This window comes from Ruegeria sp. AI3, from assembly GCF_056541245.1.
The window spans coordinates 243,654-256,079 of record NZ_JBQFYA010000002.1 but is presented as its reverse complement, the minus strand read 5'-3'; the positions used below and the strand labels follow the sequence as shown (position 1 = coordinate 256,079).

The 12,426-nt window shown below is 58.3% G+C and carries 12 protein-coding genes; 8 read left to right on the top strand and 4 right to left on the bottom strand.

All coding sequences use genetic code 11. From position 1 onward, the window contains the following. Nucleotides 1–37: 37 nt before the first annotated feature. Complete coding sequence (rpoD, locus tag ACRZ95_RS05075) at nucleotides 38–2,026, top strand: RNA polymerase sigma factor RpoD (protein ID WP_170470263.1); 1,989 nt, start codon at nucleotides 38–40, stop codon at nucleotides 2,024–2,026. Nucleotides 2,027–2,179: 153 nt separating this feature from the next. Here rpoD and ACRZ95_RS05070 read toward each other — a convergent pair whose 3' ends face one another. After that, on the bottom strand, nucleotides 2,180–3,217 hold the full coding sequence (locus ACRZ95_RS05070; RefSeq protein ID WP_170677508.1) for an AraC family transcriptional regulator: 1,038 nt from the start codon (nucleotides 3,215–3,217) through the stop codon (nucleotides 2,180–2,182). A 283-nt stretch (nucleotides 3,218–3,500) separates the two neighbouring features. Between ACRZ95_RS05070 and ACRZ95_RS05065 the strand changes: the two genes are divergently transcribed. The 6 genes from ACRZ95_RS05065 to ribD all read left to right on the top strand — a co-directional run bounded on the left by ACRZ95_RS05065 (nucleotide 3,501) and on the right by ribD (nucleotide 7,086). Further along, entirely contained in the window at nucleotides 3,501–3,944 is a 444-nt protein-coding gene (locus ACRZ95_RS05065) for a DCC1-like thiol-disulfide oxidoreductase family protein (protein WP_170677510.1), read from the top strand. After that, nucleotides 3,941–4,486 carry a DUF4166 domain-containing protein gene (locus tag ACRZ95_RS05060; RefSeq protein ID WP_170677512.1) on the top strand — a complete coding sequence of 182 codons (546 nt, stop codon included), beginning with the start codon at nucleotides 3,941–3,943 and terminating at the stop codon, nucleotides 4,484–4,486. The genes ACRZ95_RS05065 and ACRZ95_RS05060 overlap by 4 nt, the downstream gene beginning before the upstream one ends. Before the next feature lie 76 nt (nucleotides 4,487–4,562). Then, nucleotides 4,563–4,961 (top strand): hypothetical protein, encoded by a 399-nt coding sequence (locus tag ACRZ95_RS05055; RefSeq protein ID WP_170677514.1) that lies wholly within the window; start codon nucleotides 4,563–4,565, stop codon nucleotides 4,959–4,961. A gap of 25 nt (nucleotides 4,962–4,986) precedes the next feature. After that, entirely contained in the window at nucleotides 4,987–5,400 is a 414-nt protein-coding gene (locus ACRZ95_RS05050) for a secondary thiamine-phosphate synthase enzyme YjbQ (protein WP_170677516.1), read from the top strand. Between the two features lie 118 nt (nucleotides 5,401–5,518). Beyond that, on the top strand, nucleotides 5,519–5,989 hold the full coding sequence (gene nrdR, locus ACRZ95_RS05045) for a transcriptional regulator NrdR (RefSeq protein ID WP_170376254.1): 471 nt from the start codon (nucleotides 5,519–5,521) through the stop codon (nucleotides 5,987–5,989). Beyond that, nucleotides 5,986–7,086 (top strand): bifunctional diaminohydroxyphosphoribosylaminopyrimidine deaminase/5-amino-6-(5-phosphoribosylamino)uracil reductase RibD, encoded by a 1,101-nt coding sequence (gene ribD / locus ACRZ95_RS05040; protein WP_170677518.1) that lies wholly within the window; start codon nucleotides 5,986–5,988, stop codon nucleotides 7,084–7,086. Before nrdR ends, ribD begins: the two co-directional genes overlap by 4 nt. Here ribD and ACRZ95_RS05035 read toward each other — a convergent pair. The 3 genes from ACRZ95_RS05035 to ACRZ95_RS05025 all read right to left on the bottom strand — a co-directional run bounded on the left by ACRZ95_RS05035 (nucleotide 7,083) and on the right by ACRZ95_RS05025 (nucleotide 11,601). After that, the gene (locus tag ACRZ95_RS05035) at nucleotides 7,083–9,086 is read right to left on the bottom strand and encodes a capsular polysaccharide biosynthesis protein (protein WP_170677520.1); all 2,004 of its coding nucleotides are present in this window, start codon (nucleotides 9,084–9,086) and stop codon (nucleotides 7,083–7,085) included. The genes ribD and ACRZ95_RS05035 overlap by 4 nt on opposite strands. A 3-nt stretch (nucleotides 9,087–9,089) precedes the next feature. Next, nucleotides 9,090–10,223, bottom strand: a complete 1,134-nt coding sequence (locus ACRZ95_RS05030) for a polysaccharide biosynthesis/export family protein (RefSeq protein WP_170677522.1) — start codon at nucleotides 10,221–10,223, stop codon at nucleotides 9,090–9,092. Between the two features lie 79 nt (nucleotides 10,224–10,302). After that, a complete protein-coding gene (locus ACRZ95_RS05025; RefSeq protein ID WP_170677524.1) occupies nucleotides 10,303–11,601 on the bottom strand; it encodes a capsular biosynthesis protein in 1,299 nt (432 codons plus the stop codon). A 140-nt stretch (nucleotides 11,602–11,741) separates the two neighbouring features. Between ACRZ95_RS05025 and ACRZ95_RS05020 the strand changes: the two genes are divergently transcribed. Next, entirely contained in the window at nucleotides 11,742–12,329 is a 588-nt protein-coding gene (locus tag ACRZ95_RS05020) for a riboflavin synthase (RefSeq protein ID WP_170551668.1), read from the top strand. Nucleotides 12,330–12,426 lie beyond the last annotated feature (97 nt).

Here is a 12,426-nt window from a genome sequence, read left to right as displayed (position 1 = left end):
GGATCAAACGAATCACCCATCCCTGCAGGAGCATTGAATGGCCGCCAAAGACACGTCAGAAGATCGCAAGTCAGACGAGCAGGAACAGGAAATCTCGCTGGACATGAGCCAGGCCCAGGTCAAGAAGATGATCGCCGAGGCCCGCGAGAAAGGTTACATCACTTACGACCAGCTCAATCAGGTTCTGCCGCCTGATCAGGTCAGCTCGGAACAGATCGAAGACGTTATGTCGATGCTGTCCGAAATGGGCATCAACATCATCGAAGATGAAGAGGCCGAGGAAGAAGAAAACAAAGGCTCCACCGAACTGACCACCACGGACAACAACCGTGAGGTGGCTCTGGCCGGTGCCGCAACCGAAAAGCTGGACCGTACCGACGACCCCGTACGCATGTATCTGCGTGAGATGGGTTCGGTCGAACTGCTGAGCCGCGAGGGCGAGATCGCCATCGCCAAGCGGATCGAAGCGGGCCGGAACACTATGATTGCGGGTCTGTGCGAAAGCCCTCTGACCTTCCAGGCGATCACCATCTGGCATGACGAACTTCTGTCTGAAGACATTCTTCTGCGCGACGTCATTGATCTGGAAACCACCTTTGGCAACCAGATGGACGAAGATGGTGACGTGCAAGAGCCGGTCGTCGATACCTCGGCCGTGCAATCGGCCAAACCCGCCAAAGACACCGGCCCCGAGTTGGATGCCGATGGCAACCCGCTGAGCAATGACGATGATGATGACGAGGACGATCAGGCCAACATGTCGCTGGCCGCGATGGAAGCCGCCCTCAAGGATCAGGTTCTAACCACGCTTGAACGGATCTCGACCGATTTCTCGATGCTGTCCGAGATGCAGGACAGCCGGATTTCGGCCACTTTGAACGAAGATGGCTCGTTCAGTGAAAAAGACGAAGAGACCTATCAGAAGCTGCGCGCTGAGATTGTTGAACTGGTGAACGGTCTTCACCTGCACAACAACCGGATTGAGGCGCTGATCGACCAGCTCTATGGCATCAACCGCCGCGTCATGTCTCTGGACAGCTCGATGGTGAAACTGGCCGACCAAGCCCGGATCAACCGTCGGGAGTTCATTGACGCCTATCGCGGGCGTGAACTGGACCCGAACTGGCTGACCGATATGGCTGAAAAGCCAGGCCGGGGCTGGCAGATGTTCATTGAACGCTCGACCGACAAGGTTGAGGAACTGCGCAGTGATATGGCTCAGGTCGGTCAATATGTCGGTCTGGATATCAGCGAATTCCGTCGCATCGTGCAACAGGTTCAGAAGGGCGAGAAAGAAGCCCGTCAGGCCAAAAAGGAAATGGTCGAAGCCAACTTGCGTCTGGTAATCTCGATCGCCAAAAAGTACACGAACCGTGGCCTTCAATTCCTTGATCTTATTCAAGAAGGTAACATCGGTCTGATGAAGGCGGTGGACAAGTTCGAATACCGCCGCGGCTATAAGTTCTCGACCTATGCGACATGGTGGATCCGTCAGGCGATCACACGCTCGATCGCGGATCAGGCGCGGACGATCCGTATTCCGGTCCACATGATCGAAACGATCAACAAGCTTGTCCGGACCGGTCGTCAGATGCTGCACGAAATCGGTCGTGAACCGACGCCGGAAGAACTGGCCGAAAAACTGCAGATGCCGCTTGAGAAAGTGCGCAAGGTGATGAAGATCGCCAAGGAGCCGATCAGCCTTGAGACGCCAATCGGCGACGAGGAAGACAGCCAGCTGGGTGATTTCATTGAGGACAAGAATGCAGTGCTGCCGCTGGACAGCGCCATTCAGGAAAACCTCAAGGAAACTACGACCCGGGTTCTGGCCTCTCTAACCCCGCGTGAGGAGCGGGTTCTGCGGATGCGTTTCGGCATCGGCATGAACACCGACCACACTCTGGAAGAGGTTGGTCAGCAGTTCAGCGTGACCCGCGAACGTATCCGTCAGATCGAGGCGAAAGCCCTGCGGAAGCTGAAGCATCCAAGCAGATCGCGGAAACTGCGGTCCTTCCTGGATCAGTAAGATCAAAGGCGCCCCGAACAGAGGCGCCTTTTTTCGTTTCACCGTTCACATTGGCAGATTTGTCAAACACATTGGCGCGACTTCACATGTGTTGTGGCGTGTCCGTTTCTATATCCGTATGGTCCACTCATGGGGCGGGCCGGGGCGAGGCGGCTAAGCTGATGACCCCCGGCTTCCAAGCGTCAGTGGATGTTTGACCCGCGTTTTGAAGGCGCTCGGCGGTTGACCTGTCCAACGCTTGAACGCTGTGGAAAACGCGGATTGATCGGCGTATCCCAGAGAATAAGCGATCTCGGACAAGTTCATTCCATTTGTGATGAAGGTCTGGGCCAGATCGCAGCGCAAATCCTCGGTGATGTCGCGGTAGCTGGTGCCTTCGCTTTGCAACCGGCGGGCAAAGGTACGGGCGCTCATGCCGAGTTTTGCTGCGACTTCATCCGCGCCTAGGATTCTCCCAGGCAGTGAGCGGGTGATCAACCCTTCGACCTTGGCGCGGGTCAATTGCTTCGGCACGCGACGCTCGGCCAGAACGCGTTCCCCGTATTCTAGTAGATGGGCGCGCAGGCTGGGGTCGTAGGTCGGGACGGGCAGGTTCAGCGAGGACGGGGACAGGACGATCTCAAGGCTTTCAGACCCGAAGACAACCGGAAAACCCGCCAGTTGCTGGAAGGCATGGGTATGATCCCCAACCTCATGCTGAAAACGGATTTCAATAGGGTGGAAATCGGTTTGTGTCAGGTTGCGCATTCGGGCGACGGCGGCAAACATCAAGAACTCAGTTCGGCGGTGATAGCGAGCAAAGCTGGCGTCTTTCCAACGGGCCTCTAACGCGGCGAAATTCCCCGAAACCCGCAGGCTGAAGGCGATAGCAGGGTCGATCATGTCGTGAAAATGAGACGTGTTTTCAATCACCTGCTCCAGGTCTCGTGAGTATTTGCTGATGTAGGCCGTCAAGGTCGATGAGGACGTGACGCCAAGCCCGACACTTGCCGCAAAAGTGATATCGTTCAGAGCATCGCAGGCATAGCGGACAAACAGCGCTTCTTTGTGAGCGCAAAAAGAGGTCGCATCCTCCGGCAGATCCCGCGGGCCAAGTCCGCTACGATCCAGCACCTCCAAGGTGTTCCGTTTTTCCAATCGCGCGTCGAGCGCCTCGCGCAGAAAGTGAAGGCGGTCAATATCCACATTCATCGCAGCGAAGCCTTCCTTTCTCCGGACCGGGGCCGTTCCAGCATACTGCTTTTCTGTCAGAAATTCGAATGGATTTGGCAGCTGGCCACAAGCCTGGTCAATCTTTCCTGCCTATATCCTTTTCGTTGCCGGGTCAGTACCTTGTTGGGGATGAGGTCAGAGCCACCGCCGGTCCTACCAACCGGTCACCGGGTTCCCCGGCACACTTCTCCTTCTTGTCGCATTGTCCACCTGGTGGCCCTATGCCACGCTGTTTGTGCAAGCTTGGGTAGGTATCAGCGCCATGGCAGAGACTGACACAACCGATCTTTTCGACGGACTCAACCTGATCGTCTTTGACGGAGAATGCGTTCTGTGCTCAGGCTTTTTCCGGTTCATGCTGAAGCGCGACAAAACCCGCCGCTTTGAATTTGCAACAGCGCAGTCTCCGCTCGGTCAAAGGATGTACAAGGCGCTGAGTCTGCCCGTTACGGATTTTGAAACCAACCTCGTGATCGTAGATGGTAAGGTTTTTCAAAGGCTTGATGCCTTTGCGGCGGCTGTTCGCGCGCTGCCGGGAGTGTGGCCTTTTCTATCGCTGGTGCGGTTTCTGCCGAGCGGTGTGAAAGACCTGCTGTATTTCTCGATCGCTCGAAATCGGTATGCTCTGTTCGGTCGGTACGATACCTGTATGATGCCGGATGCTGCTCTCCTTGAGCGTTTTGCCGAGCAAGGGTTTGACGCGTGACGGATCCGTTTCTTCAGGCTTTGGCGGACCCAAGTGTTCTGCCCCAATCCGTGCGAGACCTGCATCACAGCCCGGGTGAATATGTCGGCGAATGCGATATCGAACGTGGTCGGGGCATTCTCGTTCAACTCGCGCTTAAATTGGGGCGGTTTCCACCTGCGGGCCGACATGTGCCCGTTCGGCTGGTGACCCAAAAAAAGGATGAAGACCACAATTGGCTGCGAGACTTTGGGGGGCACAAAACGACGTCAGAGCTGAGGTTTGACGCAAATACGGGCGATGTTCTTGAGCGTTTCGGGCCTCTTTCGGTCTGGCTAAGGCCGGTTGCGTCGAAACGAGGGCTGGTGGTTCATATCCATCGCCTGACGGTTTTCGGCGTGCCGCTCCCTCAGTTTTTGCTGCCGCAATCGTCAACGAGTGAATGGCAGGATGATTTGGGGCGCTTTCGATTTGACGTAGCGGCTTCGATGCCGGGATTGGGCCTGCTGATCCGCTACCACGGCTGGCTCACGCCGCTTCACGTTAAGGCGCAAGTTGGTTGAAATGATTGTGAGACCTGCTTTCCGCGGGCGCGATGACCTCTAAACTAAGGGGAGCAGCAAGTGAGGAAAGAGTATTATGAAACAGTTACAACATTGCGCCGCTTTAGCGGTGTTTGCCCTGAGTGTTCCGGTAACGGCGGAAGCGGCGCGTTTGGGTTTTCAAGCCAATGCAATCAATAGCACTGACTTCGAAGTCATTCCCCGCACAAGGGATGACACAGACGGGTATTGGTGCGAGGCGGCAGATTTCGCGCGCCGCAGTCTCGGGGCAGGTTGGCAGGACCCCATCTATGTGTTGCGCGGCTATGGACCTAGTGTAACAACTGGGCGTGTAACAGCGGTTCAGTTTTCGCTGAAACCGCCTCCGGCTGATGCTCCGGCACAAACCGGTGGCGTACAGGGCCCCTTCGTTGTCGGCTCCAGCATATCCGTGCAGGGCGCAAATGCGCGGTGTGGTCGCCGGCAGATTTTCTAACAACTAAAGCAAAGGCCAAAACGCAATGCAGACGGAATTCGCGCTCCAGACCATTGGACCCGGCTTGTACGAATTCACGTCCCAGATTGCAGAATGGCTTAGTTCCCTTGAACGGGATGGTGTCCTGACGTTGTTCGTCAGGCACACCTCCTGTTCTTTACTGGTGCAAGAGAACGCAGACCCCGAGGTGCAGACGGATTTGCATGCGTTTTTTGAGCGTCTTGTGCCTCCGTCTGATCATCCCTCGATGTCTTACCTGCGCCATACCTATGAAGGGCCGGATGACATGCCTGCCCATATCAAGGCGGCGATGATGCCGGTTTCCCTGTCCATTCCTGTCCGTCAGGGTCAGATGGTTTTGGGAACTTGGCAGGGGATTTACCTGTTTGAACACCGCCGCGTCCCGCATCGTCGGCTGGTCGTGGCACATCTGTCGTGACCCTTTATTTTGGGGTACAAAATTCCGACTACCCAAATCCTAGCGGCTGCCCTATAGTTGTGGATAAGTAAGCCAAAGTGCTTACAAAAGAGGCCAGCTAGGGACGAGGAGACGGCGGATGCGCTGCCCGTTTTGCGGAAATATCGACACTCAGGTGAAAGATTCACGCCCGGCAGAGGATCACGTTGCGATACGCCGACGTCGCTTTTGCCCGGCCTGCGGAGGGCGTTTTACGACCTATGAACGGGTCCAGCTGCGCGATCTGGTGGTGATCAAAACCAACGGAAAACGCGAAGATTTTGACCGCGACAAGCTGGAACGTTCGATCCGTATCTCGATGCAGAAACGCCCGGTTGATCCTGAACGGATTGATCAGATGATCTCGGGCATTGTGCGGCGTCTGGAAAGCATGGGCGACACCGATATTCCGTCCAACAGAATTGGTGAGATCGTCATGGAAGCTCTGGCGCGGATCGATACCGTCGCCTATGTTCGCTTTGCGAGTGTGTACAAGAATTTCCAGGCGGCCGATGATTTCGAGGAGTTTGTCCACGAACTGCGCCCGCCGCAGCCTTCGACGGACGAGTGAGCGAAACAGATAAGCGATTTATGGCGCTGGCTTTGTCTTTGGGTCGGCGCGGTCAAGGGGCGTGCTGGCCCAACCCGGCCGTCGGGTGCGTGATCGTGCGCGACGGCAGGATAGTTGGGCGAGGGTGGACTCAACCCGGCGGACGTCCCCACGCGGAGCCTGAGGCTTTGGCGCAAGCGGGTGCGCAGGCGAAAGGGGCCACGGCCTATGTTTCGCTGGAACCCTGCGCCCACTACGGCAAGACACCGCCCTGTGCCGAGGCGTTGATCTCGGCTGGTGTGGCCCGCGTTGTTGCAGCGATTGAAGATAGCGATCCTCGCGTTTCCGGGCAGGGCTTTGCCATGCTGCGCGAGGCCGGGATCGAGGTTGAAACTGGTGTGCTGGCGCAAGAGGCCGAGCGTGATCTGGCCGGGTTCTTTCTGAAAACCGAACAGGGCCGTCCGTTTGTGACATTGAAACTGGCCAATAGCTTTGACGGGCGGATTGCCACGTCCACCGGACATAGCCAGTGGATCACCGGACCAACCGCGCGACGCGAGGTGCACGCGATGCGCGCCCGTCACGATGCTGTCATGGTTGGCGCTGGCACGGCGCGCGCGGATGACCCCTCGCTTACGGTTCGAGATCTGGGGATCGAGCGTCAGCCCGTACGCGTTGTCGTCTCGCGTCATTTGGATTTACCCTTAATGGGTCAACTGGCGCGCACGGCCTCAAAAACGCCCGTCTGGCTCTGTCATGGCCCGCATCCCGACGCCGAGCGCGCCCGCACGTGGGAGGGGTTGGGCGCGCGGTTGTTGCCCTGTGCGTTGCACGACCATCAGGTTGATGCGCGCGACCTGCTGCAGCAGCTGGGCCAGGAAGGTCTGACAAGTGTCTTCTGCGAAGGCGGTTCGGCTTTGGCGGCGTCGTTGCTGGCGCAAGATCTGGTCGATGAGCTTGTGGGTTTCACTGCTGGTTTGACCATCGGCGCCGAGGGCCTTTCAGCGATTGGCGCACTAGGGTTGGAAAAACTGGACAGCGCCCCTCGGTTCGAGTTGATCGAGGCGCGCCCGGTCGGTGGTGACGTATTACACCGTTGGGCCCGAACGACGCACTAGCGTCGCCAGAGATGGGCGTGGGTTGAAAAAGCGCCCTGTAGCTTTGACAAGGCGCGGTTCAGCGCCCCGCGTTTGGGGGGCTGACCGTGGGCCAGCCGTTCAATGGCGACCTCGACAGGACAGGGCGCGCCGGTCACCGGGTCCAGATAGCGGGGATAGTCAATCAGGCTGGCATACACCAAACCCAGCAGGGATGGGCGTGCGCCGCGACGGGCCGGAACACTTCCAAGATCCGTGGTCAGGCCCCAACCGGCATAGAAGGGCGCGCCAAAACTGGTCACCGGAATGCCGCGCAATAGCGCCTCGAACCCCAGAAGCGAGGTCATGGTCCAGACCTCTTGCACCTCGGACAGCAAGGTTGACGGGTCGGTCTCAGTCGCGATCACATCCGCCAGCCCTTCAGAGTCGATCTGGCCCGAGCGCAGGCCAGCCTCGACATCCGGATGGGGTTTGTAGATCACAACGGCATCGGGATTAGCGGCCCGAACTTCGCGCAGAAGGTCCAGATTGGTGCGGATGGTGCTGGTGCCCAACAGGATAGACGCGTCATCCTCGACCTGCCCCGGCACCAGAATACGGTGACCTTTGGGTAGAGCTGGCGCAGCGCCGCCGGTGTTGTATTTGCTCAACCCCTCGGACACAAGGGCCGAGATCACCCGCTCGGCCCGGTATTCTTGATCCGGACGCAGGATCTCGCGCTTGGATATCCACTCTTCCAATCGGCTGGTTTGGGTCGGGTCATAGTAGATCCCCAGATCATCCGTGACCAGCGAAAGGGGCGGCACAAGATCGGCCCCCAATCCGCGTGATCGGAGAAAGCCGTCCTCGATACGGATGACACCCTCCGCCTCGCGGGATTGATTGGCCCAGACCATATGGGGGCGGTTGGATGGGGCTGGTGGCGACGGCAAAAACCGTATCTTCTGGTGCTGGCCAAACATGGCTTGCAGGTGCTTGCGCTTCCACATCCGCATTCCCGACGCTGTCCATCCCAAACGATCTTGCCGCCACGCACGGGTCTGTGCCTCAAGCGTATCCAGCACGACCTCTAGCTCACACAATTGGTCCCGATAGGGATCATACCAAACGGGGTAGAGCATCATGGCTGCAGCAAAGAGCTGCGCGCGCGTCAGATTGCGTTGTCTGCGTTGAACGGGGTTTTCATCCTGCGTCAAACCCCATCCGGCATAGAATGGCTGCCCGAAGACGCGGGGTTTGTGACCGGCGAGAATGGCCTCGAACCCCATTTGTGACGAGAGCGTATAGACACTGACCGCGCCGTCCAACAGCGGCCAAGGGCTGATGTTATCCGCAACGAAGGAAACGCGTTCCGAGAGGTTCTGTTCCGTGTAGTGCCCGGTGCGGTGACCAGCCAGTGTTTCGGGATGGGTCTTGATCAGAACCGGCATCCCGGGATTTTCTTCTTGTGCGATCACCAGCATCTCAAGAAACCGGGCACGGTCCCCTCGGCTGGCCGTGACCGAGGCATCGCCGACCGTCTGATCAATCACCAGCACGTAACCGGGGTCGGGGATCAGCGCGTCGGGGTCGAAGGCGGAATATTTGCTGAGGTTTAATTCCTTCAAGCGCTCAATCGCGCCACGCGCCCGGTTCAGAAGCACTGTGTCGTCCAGCGGATGTGTCGCCAGAAGCGTTTCCAGATCTGACGGTTGTGCCGGGTCAAAGTGCAGGCCCGAGCGATCCAGAAGCAGACCCAAAGGCGGCTCGCCCTCGCGGCCGGGCTTGAGGGATCGTAGAAAGGCATCCTCGACCCGCAGCAAAGGGGTACCCCGGTCCTGAGCGACGCGCCGCCCGCGATGGGCCGTGGGACTGTTGCCCCAGATGGCAACAGTGTCCTCGGGTCGGGGCAGACCCAGCCGGATGTCATATCCCGAAAGGGAGAGAATGCACCGGACGCGCCTGTTAGTCAGAAATCCGCCATTGTAGACAAATGCCCGGGACCGCGCCGCGCCAATTGCGGTGGGGTCTCCATGGGTCATGGTTTAGTTGCCGGTCAGGGTGGCTACGTTCGCGACCGGCGTCAGGCCCCCGGCGATCAGAGAAATCGACTTGGTCCACTGCGCGTACGGTGCCTCAGTCACGTAGATTGTGTCATCGTCGCGGATCACGAAATCACGCGCGATGAACAAGCCATTGGGCGCGGTCAGGTTCAGCAGATAGATCATTCGCTGATCGCCCTGCAGATCGGAACGGCGCATCACCTGACGCGCGATGTCCTGACGTTCCCGGCGCAGGATAAAAATACCAGTCGGATCGGATGAGATGGATACCAGGCCGCCAACCTGTGCCAGTGCCTCAAGCGCGGACAGGTCCTGACTGTCGAAGGCGACGCGCGATTGTCCTCCGGTTGCGCCGAGCGCAATATAGGAACGGCTGTCTCCCTCGACCAGAATGCGGTCACCGCCGCGCAGCGCGACATCCAGTTTGGGATTGCGGAACAGGTCATTGTACCAGACTGTCCCACGTTGGTCTCCACGGATCAGCGTGACCAGCGCAATATCGGACTCAACCGAAACCCCCCCGGCCTGCGACAGCATGCCGAGCAGGGTACGGGTGGGGCGTTCTATCGGGTAAATTCCCGGGGCGCCGATAGTACCGCTTAGCGAAACAGTAGAGCCGTCACCGGCCAAGCGTCGTACTTCGACCTGAGGGTCGGGGGTTTGTTCCTTCAACTCGTCCGTGATCAACCCGCGGAGCTCTTCCGGAGTGTTGCCAGCGGCGCGTAAACGACCTGCGTAGGGGACGAAAATGAAGCCCTCGCTGTCGACTTGAACCTCGTTCAACGCGGTCGAAGAACCTGCATCGCCCGCGAGCAGCCCATCATCGACGTTCTCCCAGATTGTTAGGCCCAAAACATCCCCTGGGCGCACGGTGTCTGCGGTTAGTGACGGGGCTGAGGTAAAGGCGGAAGAGAACCCAAACTGCGGCACGGATGACGTGGCCCGCGAAACGCGGTCATCGACTTCTACCACAAACGCATTGCCGCCGTTGTTGACGGAGCCTGCCAGAATCTCGTTCTTGTTTGGGCCCGCCTTGGGCAACTGGCATGCACTCAGCACGACGAGCGAGGTCACAAGGGCGACCCCCCGTACCCAACGGATTGGAAAGCGATGCACTGCCGATAACCTCAGTTCTACTTGTTTTTCGGCAAACTACTCTTTTACCGCTACAACTTCCAGAGAAGGATGGCCGGGTCTACTCAACGATTTTCAACTGTGGCTCTGGGGTCGCGTCGTCGGACAGCGTGACCTGATAGGGATCATCAGCCCTCAGCATCATGTCGACAGCGCGGCGCAGCAATTGCCGACGTCCGCGTCTGGAGTAGTAGCCGCCCGGAACCTGACTGGTTTCCAGCAGAAAGCGCCGATAGAGTTGGTAAGCTTCGATATCGCGTTTTTCTGGGTTGGCGAAGAAACGACTAACCTCCTGTTGCGACACAAGTTCCGGCTTGTCATAGACCGCACGACCAAAAATCCGCAGGGGGATGCCACGCCACAACACCTGCTGCCCGGCGGTCGAGTTAATGGTCACGGCCGAGTTGGCGTCGTCCAGCAGTTTCGCCAATTTGCCGCCGGGGACGTAATGCACCCGGCCCTTGATCCCGAAACTGATCGCAAGAGTCCGAACACGTCGGCGGAGGGGTTCACGGTGGTTCTCAAGCGGATGCTCCTTGATGACCAGATGATGATGTGCAGGGGCGCCTTTGGCGAAGCCCTCCATCATTTGTTCTAAAAAAGCGCACATTCCCGAATAGTCTGAATGGGATTGGACCGAGCTGTCATGACCCAATTGCAACAGCACAAGGTGATACGGAAAGGCCCCGCTACGTACCCGCGCCGTTGCCAGACTTCGTTGCAGCCGGTGGAAAGGCATTAGCATAAGGCGTTTGAAATACAGGCGAAACTCTTTCGAGACCGTCAGTGCGCGGTGCGGTCTGAAATTGCGATAGCGCCCGTTCAGAAACAGCACGAACCAGTGATAAAGCGCGCCGTAGAAAATGTGTTGACGCATGTCACCCCAGTGAGACGGCGGCGGTGGTGATTGCGCGCCCGAATGCGACAGTGCCTGCGCCATCTGGTCCAGATCCAGAGACATCAGCCGCGAGTTGCCGTTTGAGCCGCCCCGCTCATAGGTGACCCACCATGGGCGCAGGTAGCCTTCCTCGAACACGTGCACAGTTATGCCTCGTGACTTGGCGATCCTGACGGCGTTGGCGTGAATCGGGCGGGTGTCACCGTATAGAACGATGTCTGTCACCTGTTTCTCGGCAATCAGCGCCAGCAGCACCTCGGGCCAGTGTTCTGGCGCGCCGCGATAGGGGATGTAGCTTTTCCTGTCGAACCAGAACGCCTGATCGCCCGCGTTGAAGCCAACGCGCCATGTTTGCGCCCCCGAGGCCCGTAGCATCCGGCCCAACGCGTTGAAAAACGGGCCATGCGGGCCTTGCAGGAACAGAAAGACCCGAGGGTCAGCGTGTTGTTCTGGGTGGTGCATCTGCGCGATTTAGCCAATATTCTTGTCGAAACTATGCCCGCCTTAGGATTTCTCGGCAAGGTTGGGCTTGCCGGGCGGCGCGGATCAGCTTACCTCGGCTCTGATAGTCTGAGACAGGGTAGAACGCGAGGGTTGACGGAATGTTTACAGGGATCGTGACCGATATCGGAACAGTGACCGAGCTGGACCAGCAAGGCGACCTGCGTGCGCGTATCCAGACGAGCTATGACACGGCCTCGATTGACATTGGCGCATCGATTGCAAGCGATGGCGTTTGTCTGACCGTGATTGCGCTGGGCGATGATTGGTATGACGTTCAGATCAGCGCCGAGACCGTCTCGAAAACCAACCTGAACAGCTGGGCGTTGGGCAAGCGTGTCAACCTTGAGCGGGCGTTGAAAGTTGGTGACGAACTGGGCGGTCACATCGTATCGGGACATGTGGATGGCGTCGCCGAAGTTGTCGATGTGCGCGACGAAGGCGACAGCACCCGCGTGACCTTGCGCGCGCCCAAGGATTTGGCGCGTTTCATTGCGCCCAAGGGCTCGGTTGCTTTGAATGGGACGTCTCTGACGGTGAATGATGTAGAGGGCTGCGATTTCGGCATCAACTTCATCCCTCACACCAAAGAGGTCACCACATGGGGAGATGTCGCCGTCGGGGATCGGGTGAATCTGGAAATCGACACTCTGGCCCGTTACGTCGCCCGCCTGGCCGAGACCGTCTGAGCGTTAGAATACGTCGCGTCTGAGCCAGCTCAGGCCGTTTGTGCTCTGGCTTTTGGATGCGGGGTGGTCTATCCCGCCTTGCAGAAATGCTCTTGTG